This is a genomic window from Simiaoa sunii (assembly GCF_014337175.1).
GTDB lineage: Bacteria > Bacillota > Clostridia > Lachnospirales > Lachnospiraceae > Acetatifactor > Acetatifactor intestinalis.
On the sequence record NZ_CP060633.1, the window covers coordinates 736,905 to 752,701 of the forward strand.

14 protein-coding genes are annotated in these 15,797 nt (G+C 49.6%); all 14 read left to right on the forward strand.

Annotated elements, in window-relative coordinates:
• Window positions 1-53 precede the first annotated feature (53 nt).
• The 14 genes from H9Q77_RS03515 to gatB all read left to right on the forward strand — a co-directional run bounded on the left by H9Q77_RS03515 (window position 54) and on the right by gatB (window position 15,756).
• The gene (locus H9Q77_RS03515; protein WP_249326551.1) at window positions 54-1,409 is read left to right on the forward strand and encodes an ABC transporter substrate-binding protein; all 1,356 of its coding nucleotides are present in this window, start codon (window positions 54-56) and stop codon (window positions 1,407-1,409) included.
• 73 nt (window positions 1,410-1,482) lie between these two features.
• Entirely contained in the window at window positions 1,483-2,361 is an 879-nt protein-coding gene (locus H9Q77_RS03520) for a carbohydrate ABC transporter permease (protein ID WP_178050046.1), read from the forward strand.
• A 70-nt stretch (window positions 2,362-2,431) separates the two neighbouring features.
• Window positions 2,432-3,160, forward strand: coding sequence for a carbohydrate ABC transporter permease (locus tag H9Q77_RS03525; RefSeq protein WP_118551129.1), 729 nt, complete (start codon window positions 2,432-2,434; stop codon window positions 3,158-3,160).
• On the forward strand, window positions 3,160-3,633 hold the full coding sequence (locus H9Q77_RS03530; RefSeq protein ID WP_249326552.1) for a hypothetical protein: 474 nt from the start codon (window positions 3,160-3,162) through the stop codon (window positions 3,631-3,633). The genes H9Q77_RS03525 and H9Q77_RS03530 overlap by 1 nt, the downstream gene beginning before the upstream one ends.
• Window positions 3,584-4,891, forward strand: coding sequence for a right-handed parallel beta-helix repeat-containing protein (locus H9Q77_RS03535; protein WP_249326553.1), 1,308 nt, complete (start codon window positions 3,584-3,586; stop codon window positions 4,889-4,891). The genes H9Q77_RS03530 and H9Q77_RS03535 overlap by 50 nt, the downstream gene beginning before the upstream one ends.
• Window positions 4,892-5,004: 113 nt before the next feature.
• Window positions 5,005-6,120, forward strand: coding sequence for a DUF6056 family protein (locus tag H9Q77_RS03540; protein ID WP_249326554.1), 1,116 nt, complete (start codon window positions 5,005-5,007; stop codon window positions 6,118-6,120).
• 67 nt (window positions 6,121-6,187) lie between these two features.
• Complete coding sequence (locus H9Q77_RS03545; protein ID WP_118551132.1) at window positions 6,188-7,180, forward strand: ABC transporter ATP-binding protein; 993 nt, start codon at window positions 6,188-6,190, stop codon at window positions 7,178-7,180.
• Window positions 7,161-8,033 (forward strand): ABC transporter permease, encoded by an 873-nt coding sequence (locus H9Q77_RS03550; RefSeq protein ID WP_205839515.1) that lies wholly within the window; start codon window positions 7,161-7,163, stop codon window positions 8,031-8,033. The genes H9Q77_RS03545 and H9Q77_RS03550 overlap by 20 nt, the downstream gene beginning before the upstream one ends.
• A gap of 2 nt (window positions 8,034-8,035) precedes the next feature.
• A complete protein-coding gene (locus H9Q77_RS03555; RefSeq protein ID WP_249326555.1) occupies window positions 8,036-8,836 on the forward strand; it encodes an ABC transporter permease in 801 nt (266 codons plus the stop codon).
• A gap of 70 nt (window positions 8,837-8,906) precedes the next feature.
• Window positions 8,907-9,956, forward strand: coding sequence for a polyamine ABC transporter substrate-binding protein (locus H9Q77_RS03560; RefSeq protein ID WP_249326556.1), 1,050 nt, complete (start codon window positions 8,907-8,909; stop codon window positions 9,954-9,956).
• 424 nt (window positions 9,957-10,380) lie between these two features.
• Window positions 10,381-12,117, forward strand: a complete 1,737-nt coding sequence (aspS, locus tag H9Q77_RS03565; RefSeq protein WP_249326557.1) for an aspartate--tRNA ligase — start codon at window positions 10,381-10,383, stop codon at window positions 12,115-12,117.
• Window positions 12,118-12,271: 154 nt separating this feature from the next.
• On the forward strand, window positions 12,272-12,565 hold the full coding sequence (gene gatC / locus H9Q77_RS03570; protein WP_249327127.1) for an Asp-tRNA(Asn)/Glu-tRNA(Gln) amidotransferase subunit GatC: 294 nt from the start codon (window positions 12,272-12,274) through the stop codon (window positions 12,563-12,565).
• Between the two features lie 113 nt (window positions 12,566-12,678).
• The gene (gene gatA / locus H9Q77_RS03575) at window positions 12,679-14,115 is read left to right on the forward strand and encodes an Asp-tRNA(Asn)/Glu-tRNA(Gln) amidotransferase subunit GatA (RefSeq protein ID WP_249326558.1); all 1,437 of its coding nucleotides are present in this window, start codon (window positions 12,679-12,681) and stop codon (window positions 14,113-14,115) included.
• A 195-nt stretch (window positions 14,116-14,310) separates the two neighbouring features.
• A complete protein-coding gene (gene gatB / locus H9Q77_RS03580) occupies window positions 14,311-15,756 on the forward strand; it encodes an Asp-tRNA(Asn)/Glu-tRNA(Gln) amidotransferase subunit GatB (RefSeq protein WP_249326559.1) in 1,446 nt (481 codons plus the stop codon).
• Window positions 15,757-15,797 lie beyond the last annotated feature (41 nt).

A 15,797-nucleotide genomic window follows, 5' to 3' on the forward strand; every position in this document is an offset into this window, starting at 1 on the left:
GCGTTTCATATTTTATAAGGTAGTACTTTACAAGTATAAGGAGGTTATTTAAGATGAAAAAGAAAGTATTAAGCGTGCTCTTAGTAGCGGCAATGGCTATGTCCATGCTGACCGGATGTGGCAGCAAGCCTGCCGGAAATGATGCGCAGAGCGCAGCATCCAGCGAGGCATCCAAGGAAACAGAGGTAGTAGCAGAAACACCTGCTTCTGCAGAAGACGAGACACTGACTGTATGGTGTTGGGACCCTAACTTCAATGTCTATGCAATGAAGCAGGCAGAGAAGGCATACCAGGTGGATCATCCTAACTTCAAGTTAGACATCCAGGAGAAGGTATATAGCGATATCGAGACAGCTCTGATCACAGCGGCTGAAGCCGGTGATTACAGCACTTTACCTGATATCTTCCTGATGCAGGATTATTCCTTCCACAAAAATGCAACCAATTATCCCGGAATCTTCACAGCACTGGATGACTGCGGAATTGATTTCTCCCAGTTCTCTATGGGTAAGCTGGCTGACTCCACTGTAGATGGCACACATTATGGTATTCCTTTTGATAATGGTGCTACCATCATGGCGATCCGTTCCGATATGGTAGAAGCAGCAGGCCTTAAGGTAGAAGATTTCAAGGATACCACATGGTCTGAGTTCATGGAGCTGTCTAAGAAGGTAATGGCTGCGAACGATGTTCCCATGCTGACCTGCTCCGGCGGTTCTGAGATCGTGATCGAAATGTTACAGTCTGCAGGCGCTTCTCCTATGGTAGATGGCAAAGTATCCCTGGTAGACAACAAAGCGCTGAAGAAAGCGATCGAGACCTACAAGCAGCTGATCGATGAAGGAATCATGGCTGATTATACCGACTGGGATCAGTACATTGCTTCCATGAACAAGGGTACTGCTGCAGGCGTTATCCAGGGCTGCTGGATCATGTCCTCCATTCAGGCGGCAGAGGATCAGGCAGGCAAATGGGCAATCGTAAACATGCCTAAGTTAGATGATGTAGAAGGCGCAACCAACTACGCTAACTGCGGTGGTGCAAGCTGGGCAGTATCTTCTAACTGCAAAAATACCGATCTGGCATTTGATTTCCTGAACGCTACCTTTGGTGCGGATGTAGACTTATACGATGATCTGCTGGTAAATGCAGGAGCGATCGCAAGTTACCTGCCCGCAGCACAGTCTGAGACCTATAATGAGGGCAATGAGTTCTACGGCGGTCAGGCAGTGTACAAGGATATCGTAGAGTTCGCCGGACATGTTCCCGGAATTGACTACGGTGCATACTACTCTGACATCAGAAGCGCACTGACAGATGCGATCACCAACGTTGTCCAGAAGAATGCCGATATCGATACAGAGATCAAAAACGCTCAGGATACCGTAGAGTTTAATATCGCTGAATAATCACCAGAGTATGGAAACTGGATAGTACCGGGGGTGCAGCAGTGCGTTCCCGGTACTGTTGTAGGAGAGAAACATGGAAAAGAAGAAAGCAAAATTAAGTTTGGAAAAAAAGCATAATCTGACCGGATGGGCATTCCTGCTCCCGGCATCGATTTTAATATTTGTATTTTGTTTCTATCCGATGTCACAGGCCATCCTTCTTTCCTTCCGGAAGACAGGAGGAGTCTTTAATGGTGTAGCGAATTATGCCAGGATCTTCAAGGATAAAACATTCCAGCAATGCTTGTTCAATACCTTCTTTTATTTTGTGATTCAGGTACCGATCATGCTTGTGCTCGCACTGATGCTGGCACAGCTGCTGAATAATCCTAAGATAAAAGGGAAAGGTATTTTCCGTACTTTGATCTTCCTTCCGTGTGCAACGTCACTGGTATCTTATTCCATGATATTTAAGTCATTGTTTGCTCCGGATGGAGTGGTCAACAGAGTGCTGATGGCCATCGGACTGTCTTCAGTGGACTGGTTCCAGAGCACATGGCCGGCGCGCTGGGTCATTGTGATCGCACTGATCTGGAGATGGACCGGATATAATATGGTATTCTATCTGGCAGGATTACAGAATATCGACTATTCTGTGTATGAGGCAAGCTACATCGACGGAGCGACACCGTTCCAGCAGTTTATGAAGATCACGATACCGTTGTTAAAGCCGACCATTCTGATGACGGCGATCATGTCTACTTCGGGAACACTGCAGCTGTTCGATGAGTCTATGAACCTGACAGCAGGCGGTCCCGGAAAATCTACAATGACATTGGCGCATTACATCTACAATATCTCCTTTGTGGAGACACCGAAATTTAATTATGCGGCAGCGTTGTCTGTATGCATACTTGTGATGGTAGCGGTTCTGTCTGCAATTCAGATGAAGGTGGGTGACAAACGTGACTAAATTCAAACAAATAATTTCCTACGCGATCTTAGTGATAGCAAGCTTTCTGTCGGCATTTCCGCTGTATTATATGCTGTGCGGTGCGACCAACCAGAGTATTGATGTGGTAAGAGGACGGCTGATCCCGGGTACCTATCTGATCGAGAATTTCAAGACCCTGGTCGACATGCAGAATCTGGGACTTGCGATGTTTAACTCCTTCCGCAATGCGATCGTGATCACGGTTGTGACACTGCTGATCTGTTCCATTGCCGGCTATGGATTTGAGATCTATCATGATAAGGGCAAGGATATTCTGATGAGTATTCTGCTGTTGGCAATGATGCTTCCGTTCGTAGCGATCATGATCCCCCTGTTCAAGATGTTTACCTCCTGGAAGCTGGTAAACACCTGGATCGCACTGGCACTGCCATCCATCTCGACACCGTTTATGATCATGCTTTTCAGACAGGCGGCACGTTCTTTCCCTCATGATATTATCGAGGCTGCCAGACTGGAAGGTCTGAGCGAAATACAGATTTTCTTCCGGATGTTCATTCCGGTGATGAAATCTACCTATGGAGCAGCAATGACGGTTACATTTATGAATGCGTGGAATAATTATCTGTGGCCGACGATCATTTTACAGGACAGTAAGGCGATCACCATGCCGATGCTGGTAGCCAATCTGAAGAGTGGATACAGTGTGGATTATGGTATGCTGATGCTGGGAGTATTGGTCTGTACACTTCCTACGGCGATCATCTTCCTGTGTTTACAGAAGAGCTTTGCAAATGGAATTACGGGAGCAGTGAAATAATGCAACAGAAAATGCCAAAACAGGAAACTATGACACAGGTGCATATCAGGAAGGCTCAGGGAGCCTTCCTTTTAGCGCATAGAATGGGCCTGATCGAGGATCCCTCCATGGAGGGCCTGGAGGCCAGACGTAAGAAGCATAACGAAGAGCTGTGTAGAATGGAACAGGAAGGACAGAGGTTCTATGGACCGCATTATTTTTCCGCACCGGCGTATCTGCAATATGAGCTGACCCGCCTGAAGCTGGATTTTGTACAGCCGTGTGAGAAGGTCCGGGAAGGCGGCTTCTGCCCGGATTTCACAGAGCAGGAGAAGCGGGACTTTTACGAACAGAACAGAGATCTGTTCGGACGCTATCATGGGGATTATTTTACCTATGAGGAGGTGTCACAGATCATTGAGAAACGGTTACGGGAGGATGCATATGACAAGCTTATCCGCGACATACTATGTGAGTCAGAGAACAGGCAGTGATGAAAATGACGGACGGACGTGCAGTACGGCGTTTGCCAGTCTGTCTGCCATCAATAGAAGACACCTGCAGCCGGGTGACCGCATCCTGTTAGAGCGGGGCAGTGTATTTTACGGACAATATCTGCATGTGACAGACAGCGGTACGCAAGAGGCACCGATTGTGATCGGAGCGTACGGCACAGCAGATGCGCCGCCGCGGATCGATGCCTGCGGACAGGGGATCTGGTACCAGGATTATGGGACCCCGCTGGATTCCCCTACGCATGTGTATCACGGCTATGTATCTTCCGCAGTGCTTTTGTATGATGCAGAGCACATTGTGGTCGAGGATCTGGAGATCACGAATGAAGGCAGCAGGATTTTGGGAGAGCGTTATAGCCTGGGTGAGAAAATGAACCGTACCGGTGTGGCTGTGGTGGCTAAGGACAAAGGAGTGCGGAGCGGCATCACACTTAGGAATCTGTGGATCCATGATGTCCATGGGAATGTCTACGATAAGCACATGAACAACGGTGGGATCTATATGACAGCGCTCCGCCCGGAATGCGAGGAGCGGACGGGTGTGGCACGGTATCGGGATATCGTTATTGAAGGATGCTTCGTACACCGGGTCAGCCGCTGGGGAATTGCAGCGGGCTATACCTATGCTCATGATAAGTTCCGGGGAGCAGAGCTTAAGGAAGCCGTTTTTCTGAACTATGGGCATGAAAATATGCAGATACGGAATAATTATGTAAAAGAGGCCGGTGGGGATGGGATCACGCCGATGTATGCCCTGCGTCCTCTGGTGGAGCATAATATGGCAGATTCTGTGGCCTGCGAGATCAATGACAGGATCTATTGCGAGCCGGGCGACCGGATGGGAAAAGTGGCAGCCGGGATCTGGCCCTGGAAATGCAAGGACGCCCTGTTTCGCTATAATGAAGTCACAGACACCAGACTCAATCAGGACGGCATGGCATATGATGCGGATTCCGGGGACGGAACGGTGTATGAATCTAATTACAGCAGGCAGAATGAGGGCGGATGTGTGATGTTCTGTCTGCAGGAGGCGATCCATAATACCTTCCGCGATAATATCAGCTATGATGATCTCGGTGGTACGATCAGTCCGTCAGAGAATCCGGATGCCCTGCTTCAGGACAATGTATACTATGTGCGCAGGGGTGTTCCTTTTGTACGTAAAAATATGGACGGAGGCAACTTTACACAGGTGAATGACCGGGTTGTTGAACTGGATTTTGCTCCGGACAAATAAAAACAGATATGGTGATAAATGGTTTGACGGACGAGAAAAGAACTGTTAAACTATTATGTGCGGCTGCTTAGAGAGAAGCAGCCGCTTTTTGCCATAAAAGGAGCAGGGAAAACATGCGGGAAAAACAGAAAAAGATCATACAATGGAGCAGTCTTGCACTGATCCTGCTGACAGGGATCATTGTATGGCGGGTCAATTATGAGATTGATTTTATGATGGACGATGAATGGTATTCCACGTTGTTGTATGCGGATACGCCGATCCGCAATCTCGGGGATATTGTCCATGCGCAGATCTGGCATTATTTTAACTGGGGCGGCAGAAGCATGGCTCACGCGCTGTTGCAGATGATCCTGTTAACCGGTGAGAGCTGGGCGGATATTCTGAACACGGCAATGACGTTTATACTGGCGTGGCTGATCTGCCAGGCTGCCGGCAGAGTTCGTATGCCCTATTATTTTGCGGCACTGGGAATGCTGTTTGGACTGAATGCCAACTGGAAAATGAGCATGTTTTGGGAAGCGGGTGCAGCGAATTATCTGTACATGACAGGATTTATCCTGGCGTTTCTGCTCTGCTATCTGAAATATGAGGAAAAGAATCTGTGGGGGATCACAGTCTGGATCCTTCCGCTGGGACTGATCGCGGGCTGGAGCAATGAAAATATGGGGCCGGTGGTCTGGATCTTAAGTCTGGTGGTAATGCTGCTCCGCCGCAGAGAACAAAAAAAGATTCCGGTATGGATGTATCTGGGAAACATCAGCTGTCTCGCGGGAAGCATTCTGATGATCGTGGCACCGGGGAATTTTGTCCGCAGCGGGGAGACGGCAGAGAGCACCCGTGGAATACTGTGGAACCTCTATCTGCGCTGCTACAGCGAGGCGAGAGGAGCATTGGAATATCTGTTTCCCACGTTGCTGCTTACGGCGGTTGTCCTTGTGATATGCAAGGGGATTTTAAAAGAAAAAATAGGAAGAGATAACGTACTGCTTTTGCTGGGAGCACTGTTGTCGTGGGGAGCAATGATATTGTCGCCCCATTATCCGGACAGAGCAAGCTTTGGAACAATGGCACTGTTGCTCTGCGTGATATTGTCTCTGGCGGGAAAAGCGGTGGACAGGCAGAAGGAAAATGCCTGGATGTATTACAGCTGTGCGATGCTGGTATGGCTGAGGGGCATGTATTATCTTGCGGAATTTCTGGGATTATGCTGGGGATGGATCGGATAAGGACAGGCGGAACAGTCTGCACAGATTAGATAGATTAAGATAGATGGAATAAGGAAGGAGCCGGAGCATGGGCGAAAGTATATTGAAACTGCAGCAGATCCGGAAATCTTTTGATCATACGGAAGTATTAAAGGGAGTGGACCTGGAGGTGGCACAGGGCGAGTTTATTACGCTGTTAGGAGCCTCCGGATGCGGCAAGACCACCACACTCCGGATCATTGCGGGACTGGAGCTGCCGGATTCCGGAAGTGTGATCCTGGAGGGAAGAGACATTACGGACTGGGAACCCAATAAGCGGGACGTGAATACGGTTTTCCAAAATTACGCATTGTTTCCGCATATGAATGTGGCGGATAATGTAGGATACGGACTGAAGATCCGTAAAGTGCCGAAAGCAGAGATCGCAGAGCGGGTGAAGCAGGCCCTGCGGCTGGTACAGCTGGAAGAATACGGAAAACGTATGCCGGATCAGCTGTCCGGTGGCCAGAGGCAGCGGATTGCCATCGCAAGAGCTGTGATCAACGAACCGAAAGTATTGCTGTTAGATGAGCCGCTGGGTGCACTGGATCTGAAACTGCGCAGGCAGATGCAGCTGGAACTGAAGCGGCTGCAGAAACAGCTGGGTATCACGTTTATTTATATTACCCATGATCAGGAAGAAGCCATTAATATGTCGGACCGCATCGGTGTCATGCACGAAGGGGTACTGGAACAGCTGGGGACTCCGAATGAGGTATACTATCAGCCCAGGACCAGCTATGTGGCGGATTTTGTGGGCAATGCGAATATTCTGCATCTGGGAGCCGAGACGCTGGCGATCCGTACGGAGAACATTCTGATGAATGGGGAAGAGGGCTGTGTCCATGAGGCATCCGTGGTGGAAAAAAGCTTTGCCGGCGGACAACTGCGGATCCTGTTCCGCTTGCCTGACGGACAGCTTCTGACAGCCAGCCGCTATGGGATCGATCATGATCTGCAGCCGGGACAGACGGTAAAGATCGGGTGGGATGCGAAAAATGCTGTGAAGGTAATAGACAATGATGAAGACGAAAAAAAGTAGCGGCAGGCGGGATGCCGGGAATATAGGACTGCTCATACCCATGTATGTGTTCACTGTGCTGTTCGTGGCGCTGCCGATCCTGTATATGTTCCTGCTGAGCTTTTTACAGCGTGCGCAGGTCTGGGGTGTGGATTTTACATTTACACTGGATAATTACAAACGCATATTGGAACCGTTGTATCTGAATACTTTTCTGCAATCTCTGAAGCTGGCATTCACGTCCACACTGCTCGTGGCGCTGATCGGCTACCCTTATGGGTATTTTATGGCACAGATGAATGCGGTATGGAAGCGCAGAATGCTGCTGCTTATCATGATCCCGTTCTGGACCAGTGGGCTGATCCGCCTGTATGGCTGGATCATCGTGTTCCGCAGTAACGGTGTACTGGATAAGATTTTGATGGGACTGCATCTGACGGATCAGCCGCTAAAGCTGCTCTACACTTATCCGGCAGTCGTAGTGGGCATGGTATATGCTCTGCTGCCTTTTATGATCCTGGCAGTGTATTCCAGTGCGGAGAAACTGGATCATTCTCTCGTGGAAGCCTCCAGGGATCTGGGAGCATCCTCATGGAAAGCGTTTTGGACAGTCAGCTTCCGGCTGACCCTGCCGGGACTTTTGTCCGGAGTGGTACTTTCTTTTATCCCATCCATGGGTCTGTTCTTCATCGCGGATATCCTGGGAGGCAATAAGATCGTTCTGGTGGGAAGTGTGATCCAGGAGCAGATCACCAAGGGGCGTAACCAGCCTTTTGCGGCGGCACTGTCAGCTGTACTGATGGTACTGACTTCCGTGATGATCCGCCTGTATCGTAAGATTACCGGAACCTCGCAGTTAGAAGGGATGCTGTAAGTATGAAGAAGAAAAAATGGCCCTTTATTTATGTGGCTGTGATCACGATCCTGACCTATATTCCGATCCTGTTAACAGTGGTGTATTCTTTTAATGCCTCCAAACTGACCTCTATCTGGGAGGGATTTTCCCTGAAGTGGTACCGGGAATTATTCCGGGACAGAGATTTGGGAGAAGCGCTGGCGGGCAGCCTGATCCTGGCGGTGCTCAGTTGTACCTTCGCTGTGCTGATCGGTACTTCGGGGGCACTGGGGATGAGTCGCAGGAAGAGAAAACTGAATGAGGCTGTGGCTTATGTGTCTACCCTGCCGATCATGATCCCGGAGATCATTCTGGGTATGGTATTTTTGTCCGTATTTTCCCTGATGGGTCTGCCCTTCGGTATGGTCACGCTGGTGATTGCCCATACTACATTTTGCGTGCCGTATATTTTTACGATGGTAAGGGCGAGGCTGGTGGGAATGGACCATTCCCTGGAAGAAGCGGCCTTGGACCTGGGAGCGTCGAAATGGCAGGTATTCCGGGACGTGATACTTCCGCAGATCCTGCCGGCGATCCTGTCGGGAGTACTGCTGGCATTTGCCATGTCTTTTGATGATGTGGTGATCAGCATATTTGTCACCGGACCGAAGGTCAATACTCTGCCGGTGAAGATCTATACGAAATTGAAGACCGGTGTGACACCGGAGATCAACGCACTTGCAACAGTGATGCTGTTTGTGATATTGTTATGCCTGATAGGTGCGTATTTACTGGGACGTAAATGTCAGGCACCCGCAGGAGAAATACCCGGAGAAAAATGATCGGGGGACTGCCCACGATCATCATGGAAAAATAGAATAGGATGCAGAAATCTGCATCGAGGAGGAGATTATGAAGAAAAAACTGGCAATGCTGTTGGCAGCGACCATGCTGGTCATGCTGTTTACCGGCTGTGGCGCAGGTGGGAAAGAAGATAAGGGAGAACTGAATCTCTATACCTGGGATGGCATGTTCCCTCAGGAGGTTCTGGATGGTTTTGAAAAAGAGACCGGTATCCGGATCCATTATTCCAACTTTGATTATGATGAAGACATGCTGGCAAAGCTGGAGGAGACCAAGGGCGGCGATTACGATCTGGTCATCGCGGATGACTATATCATCGAGCTGGCGATTCAGGAAGGTTTGGCGCAGAAGCTGGATACTTCCAGGATCAGCACTTACGATAATCTGAACCCTGTATTTATGTCCCAGTTCTATGATCCGCAGAATGAATATACGGTACCTTACGGTGCGGGCATTCCGCTGATCGTGTACGATCCGGGACTGACGGATGTGAAGATTACGGGATATGAAGATCTGTGGAATCCGGAATTAGAAAACAATGTGGCACTGACTGCAAATTACCGTGTCATTGACGGAATTACCCTAAAGACCATGGGAGAATCCTTTAACACAGAGGATCTGGATGTGATCCGGGCAGCAGGAGATAAGCTGCTGACTTTGGCTCCCAACATCCGTGTGATCAATGATAATAATACGCAGGATTATCTGATCAGCGGGGAAGTCGCAGCGGCATTTCTGTACACTTCCCAGGTGTCCACGGCACTGCAGGCCAGACCGGACCTGGAGGTAGTATATCCGAAGGAAGGTCTCGGATTCGGTATCATGGCAGGGTTTGTTCCTGCGAAGGCACCCAATGCAGATGCGGCATATGCATTTTTAGATTATATCAACCAACCGGAAAATGCGGCAAAATGCTTTGAATATATTGGCTATTACTGCACAAATAAGGCCGCGGAAGAGTATATTTCCGAGGATATGAAGAAAATGATCGTATTGCCGGAAGATGCTGCGGAGGGCGAGATCGTGCAGAATATTTCCCAGGAGGCAGAGGATCTGCATGCGGAGATCTGGAATCAGTTCAAGAATGCATGTAATTAACCTTTCGTTCAGCCCGCGCCATTCGCTGAATGGATGAAAAAAGTTCTTGACAGATTTCTTTCGTGCGCATATTATAAACCTAAGTTGAAAAACTGTTTTGTAAATGCTATGAAAGAGACTCTTGCCAAGGGAAACGACAGGAATACAGCGTCACCGACTGAGAGCGCTGTTTGCGGAAGCTGGCGAAGGGAACACTCCGGAGCAGGTGATCTGAACTGCAGAATATCACATGCAGCTAGGATGACACGTTGCACGCGTTAAGTGACAAGAGTGGATAGGCAAAGGCGCCTGTCAATTCGGGTGGTACCACGGATTAGATGATTCGTCCCGGGATATGTTTTAACATGTCCCGGGGCTTTTTGTATTCAAAAATAAGCTGTACAGGGAGCGCACATTCGGGACACTATATAACAGGAGGTGCGATATGTACAGAGATTCAACAATGAAAGAGATCAGTGAACAGCAGATCGGACAGACTTTGCAGGTGGCAGGCTGGGTGGAGAACATCCGTGACCACGGCGGCGTATCCTTTATCGATCTGCGGGATATGTACGGTGTATTACAGGTGGTCATCCGTAAGCCGGAGCTTTTAAAGGGCATCACCAAGGAAATGTGCCTGTCCATAACCGGTCTCATGGAGCACAGAGACGAAGAAACCTACAACCCGAAGATTCCTTCCGGCACCATCGAACTGGAAGCACACAAGATCGATGTGCTGGGAAGAGTATATAAACAGCTTCCTTTCGAGATCCAGACGTCTAAAGAGATCCGGGAAGATGTGAGATTAAAATATCGTTATCTTGACCTTAGAAATGCAAAAGTAAAGGACAACATCGTCTTTCGTTCCAAGGTCATCAGCTATCTGCGTCAGAAGATGACGGACATGGGATTTTTGGAGATCCAGACCCCAATCCTGTGTGCTTCTTCGCCCGAGGGCGCCAGAGACTATATTGTTCCCAGCAGAAAATTTAAAGGAAAATTCTATGCGCTGCCCCAGGCACCCCAGCAGTATAAGCAGCTGCTCATGGCTTCCGGTTTTGATAAATATTTCCAGATCGCTCCCTGCTTCCGTGATGAGGATGCCAGAGCAGACAGATCTCCCGGAGAGTTCTATCAGCTGGACTTCGAGATGAGCTTCGTGACCCAGGAGGATGTCTTTAAGGTCGGCGAGGAAGTATTATATGATACCTTTGTAAAGTTTGCTCCCGAAGGCAGCAGGATCACCGAGACACCGTTCCCTATCATCAGTTACAAACAGGCGATGCTGGAGTTCGGCTGTGACAAGCCGGATCTGCGCAATCCTTTGAGAATTATGGATGTGACGGAGTTTTTCCAGAGATGTACGTTTAAACCTTTTATCGGCAGAACTGTCCGTGCCATCAAAGTACATGCGGAGATGTCCAAAGGCTTCCATGAGAAGCTGTTAAGCTTTGCGACTTCTCTTGGTATGGGTGGACTTGGTTATCTCGAAGTGGCAGAGGATATGAGCTACAAGGGACCCATCGATAAGTTCATTCCGGAAGAGATGAAGGGAGAGCTGGCAACACTGGCAGGACTTTCTGCCGGAGATACCATCTTCTTCATTGCGGACAAAGAGGATAAGGCGAACTACTATGCAGGTCATATCCGTGCCGAGCTGGGCGAGAAGCTGGATCTGATCGAGAAAGATGCTTACCGTTTCTGCTATGTGAACGATTTCCCGATGTTTGAGCTGGATCCCGAGACGAAGCAGATCGGATTCACCCACAATCCGTTCTCTATGCCCCAGGGCGGCCTGGAAGCATTGAATACCATGGATCCGCTGGAGATCCTGGCTTATCAGTACGACATCGTATGCAACGGCGTGGAACTGTCCTCCGGCGCAGTACGTAACCATGACATCGAGATCATGAAAAAAGCTTTCGCCATCGCAGGTTATGACGAAGAGACATTAAAGACCAAGTTTGGAGCACTGTATCAGGCGTTCCAGTTCGGAGCACCCCCTCATGCGGGAATGGCTCCCGGTGTGGATCGTATGATCATGCTGCTTCGGAACGAGGATAACATCCGTGAGGTGATCGCTTTCCCCATGAACGGCAATGCGCAGGATCTGATGTGCGGGGCTCCCGGCGAAGTGACAGAACAGCAGCTGCGTGAGGTACACATTAAAGTGAGAGATTAGTGCGGAAAGAACTTCCGGGCACTCAGGGCAGAGGCTCTTTGGTGAAGACGCTCTGATGGTACATGTAAATTTGTGGCTGTACAGGGTACTATGAGTTTCGTGGGAAAGTACCTGTAAGCAGGCAGGAATGGAAAGGAAAGGAATGGAGATTAATATGGCGAACGTGATCAGTGACGAGACCATAGAGTATGTAGGCATTCTGGCGAAGCTGGAGCTCTCTGAAGAGGAGAAGGAAGCAGCGAAAAAGGATATGGGCAGAATGCTGGACTATATCGACAAATTGAGTGAACTGGACACCACAGGAGTGGAACCTATGTCCCATGTATTCCCGGTTCAGAATGTCTTCCGTGAGGATGTGGTGACCAATGGGGACGAGAGTGAACAGACCCTGACCAATGCACCCGGCGAGAAGGACAACATGTTTGTTGTACCAAAGACATTTGATTAGGATCAACAGGCCACGACTTTCGACTAGAAATCGGGCAGAATACCGCTTTATAATCTGGTTACAACATTCAGGCGGTAATGGTTTTCCGTCAGATATTGAAAAGGAGAATGGATATGGATATTTTATCCCTGACAGCAGTAGAGCTGGCAAAGGCGATCCGGGAAGGCCGGACTACGGCGGTGGAAGCGACGCAGGCCGTTCTGGATAGGATCGCAGCAGCTGAAGATGTTTATCACTGCTATGTGACCGTAGAACGGGACAAAGCATTACAGCAGGCAGCGGAAGTACAAAAGAAAATCGAAGCGGGAGAACTGACAGGCCCCCTGGCCGGCGTTCCTTTCGCTATCAAAGATAATATGTGTACCGAGGGAACCCTGACCACCTGCTCTTCTAAAATTTTAGAGAATTTTATTCCGACCTTCAGTGCGGAAGCAGTGCTGAATCTGGAAAAAGCCGGTGCAGTCATCCTGGGTAAGACTAACATGGATGAGTTCGCAATGGGAAGTACCACAGAGACTTCCTATTACGGTGTGACGAGAAATCCGAGAAACCCGGAGCATGTTCCCGGCGGTTCTTCCGGCGGTTCCGCGGCGGCAGTAGCAGCGCAGGAATGTTTTGCGGCACTGGGCTCCGATACCGGCGGTTCCATCAGACAGCCCGCATCCTATTGCGGGGTGGTCGGTATGAAACCCACCTATGGAACGGTATCCCGTTACGGACTGATCGCTTATGGTTCCTCTCTGGATCAGATCGGACCGCTGACCAAGGATGTGACAGACTGTGCCACGGTGCTGGAGACGATCACTTCCCATGATCCTAAGGATTCCACTTCCATGAAGCGGGAGGATACAGATTTTACCTCCGCACTGGTAGCGGATGTGAAAGGATTAAAGATCGGTATTCCCAGAGATTATTTCGGCGAAGGACTGGATCATGAGGTCAGGGATGCGGTACTGACAGCCGCAGAAGTATTGAAAGCGCAGGGCGCAGAGGTGGAGGAGTTTGACTTAAGTCTGGTAGACTATGCGATCCCCACCTACTATACCATCGCAGCTGCTGAGGCCAGCTCCAATCTGGAGCGCTTTGATGGCGTAAAATACGGCTACCGTGCCCAGGATGCGGAGGATCTGCACACCATGTACAAGAGAAGCCGTTCGCAGGGCTTTGGCCCCGAGGTGAAGCGTCGTATCATGCTGGGGTCCTTTGTCTTGAGCTCCGGTTATTACGATGCGTATTACCTGAAGGCACTCCGTGTGAAAGCGCTGATCAAAAAAGCTTTTGATGAAGCTTTTGCAAAATACGATGTGATCTTAGGACCGGTGGCACCCACCACCGCACCGAAGTTAGGCAGCAGTCTGGCGGATCCCATCAAGATGTATTTAGGAGACATCTACACCATCTCCATCAACCTGGCGGGATTGTCCGGTATCAGCGTTCCCTGCGGTACGGATTCCAAAGGCCTGCCTATCGGCATGCAGCTCATCGGTGACTGCTTCAAAGAGAAGACACTGATCCGTGCAGCCTATACCTATGAACAGAGCGTGAAGTAGAACAACGGAAATATATACACAACTTGTACCTGCAAGTGAGGATAACACTGGATATCTGCCGGGAACCGCGTTGGAAAAAACAGCCTTTGTGAACTTTTCTGAAGGCACATGGGGATTCCGGTATGCGATCCTGCCTGTGCGGTTTGGGATAGTCAGGTATCATAGAAGCAATGCAGATACGGAAAGGTATTTACTATGGCAAAACAATATGAAACCGTCATCGGTCTGGAAGTTCATGTAGAGCTTGCCACGAAGACGAAAATATTCTGCGGCTGTTCCACAGCGTTCGGTGGCAGACCCAATACCCATACCTGTCCGGTATGTACCGGTATGCCGGGATCTCTTCCCGTGCTGAATAAACAGGTGGTAGAATATGCGGTGGCAGTAGGCCTTGCGACGAATTGTACCATCACACAGTATTGTAAATTTGACAGAAAAAATTATTTCTATCCCGATAACCCTCAAAACTATCAGATTTCCCAGCTGTATCTACCCATCTGTAGGAATGGCTCGGTGGAGATCGAGGTGGCAGGAGAGGACGGCAACACCTATACAAAGCCGGTGCGTATCCACGAGATCCACATGGAGGAGGATGCCGGTAAACTGGTGCATGACGACTGGGAAGATTGCACACTGGTGGACTACAACCGTTCCGGCGTGCCTCTGATTGAGATCGTATCGGAGCCGGATATGCGCAGCGCAGAGGAAGTCATTGCCTATTTGGAAAAATTACGTCTGCTGATCCAGTATCTGGGAGCGTCCGACTGTAAGCTTCAGGAAGGCTCCATGCGTGCCGATGTCAATCTGTCCGTGAGAGAAGTGGGAGCGGAAAAGTTCGGAACCCGTACCGAGATGAAGAACCTGAATTCCTTCAAGGCCATCGCCAGAGCCATTCAGGGGGAGCGGGAGCGGCAGATCGATCTGCTGGAGGCCGGCAAAGAGGTCATTCAGGAGACCAGACGCTGGGATGATAATAAGGAATATTCCTATGCGATGCGTTCCAAGGAGGATGCGCAGGATTATCGTTACTTCCCGGATCCTGACCTGGTACCGGTCTATATCAGTGATGAGTGGCTGGAAAGCATCCGCAGCAAACAGCCGGAATTCCGCACCGAGAAGATGAAACGTTACAAGGAAGAATACGATATTCCGGAATATGATATCGATATCATCACCGGATCCAAGCATCTGGCAGATATCTTCGAAGCTTCCGTGGCACTGGGAAGCCAGCCCAAGAAGGTGTCCAACTGGCTGATGGTGGAGACTATGCGCCTGTTAAAAGAAAAAGAGATGGAGCCGGAGGATATCCGTTTCTCACCGGAGCATCTGAGCAGGCTGATCGCGCTGGTAGATGGCAAAGTCATCAACTCTTCTGTAGCAAAAGAAGTATTCCAGGTGATGTTTGAGGAAGATGTAGATCCCGAACAGTATGTGGAGGAGAAGGGACTGAAGACCGTCAATGACGAAGGCGCATTGCGTAAAGTCGTGGAGGAAGTCATTGCCGCGAACCCGCAGTCTGTGGAGGATTACCACAACGGCAAAGAAAAAGCCATCGGCTTCCTGGTAGGTCAGACCATGAAGGCAATGAAAGGCAAGGCAGATCCCGCCAGCGTCAACCAGATGCTGAAGGAACTGCTGTGAATTGAGAGTTAGTGAAGAAGCCACGAACGCCCACGGCGAAC

Coding starts and splice junctions, on each gene's coding strand:
- gatA (WP_249326558.1), top strand. CDS start 12,679: ATGGATATTTTATCCCTGACAGCAGTAGAGCTGGCAAAGGCGATCCGG.
- H9Q77_RS03515 (WP_249326551.1), top strand. CDS start 54: ATGAAAAAGAAAGTATTAAGCGTGCTCTTAGTAGCGGCAATGGCTATG.
- H9Q77_RS03560 (WP_249326556.1), top strand. CDS start 8,907: ATGAAGAAAAAACTGGCAATGCTGTTGGCAGCGACCATGCTGGTCATG.
- H9Q77_RS03530 (WP_249326552.1), top strand. CDS start 3,160: ATGCAACAGAAAATGCCAAAACAGGAAACTATGACACAGGTGCATATC.
- H9Q77_RS03535 (WP_249326553.1), top strand. CDS start 3,584: ATGACAAGCTTATCCGCGACATACTATGTGAGTCAGAGAACAGGCAGT.
- H9Q77_RS03525 (WP_118551129.1), top strand. CDS start 2,432: ATGCTGTGCGGTGCGACCAACCAGAGTATTGATGTGGTAAGAGGACGG.
- H9Q77_RS03520 (WP_178050046.1), top strand. CDS start 1,483: ATGGAAAAGAAGAAAGCAAAATTAAGTTTGGAAAAAAAGCATAATCTG.
- gatC (WP_249327127.1), top strand. CDS start 12,272: ATGGCGAACGTGATCAGTGACGAGACCATAGAGTATGTAGGCATTCTG.
- H9Q77_RS03545 (WP_118551132.1), top strand. CDS start 6,188: ATGGGCGAAAGTATATTGAAACTGCAGCAGATCCGGAAATCTTTTGAT.
- gatB (WP_249326559.1), top strand. CDS start 14,311: ATGGCAAAACAATATGAAACCGTCATCGGTCTGGAAGTTCATGTAGAG.
- H9Q77_RS03555 (WP_249326555.1), top strand. CDS start 8,036: ATGAAGAAGAAAAAATGGCCCTTTATTTATGTGGCTGTGATCACGATC.
- H9Q77_RS03550 (WP_205839515.1), top strand. CDS start 7,161: ATGAAGACGAAAAAAAGTAGCGGCAGGCGGGATGCCGGGAATATAGGA.
- aspS (WP_249326557.1), top strand. CDS start 10,381: ATGTACAGAGATTCAACAATGAAAGAGATCAGTGAACAGCAGATCGGA.
- H9Q77_RS03540 (WP_249326554.1), top strand. CDS start 5,005: ATGCGGGAAAAACAGAAAAAGATCATACAATGGAGCAGTCTTGCACTG.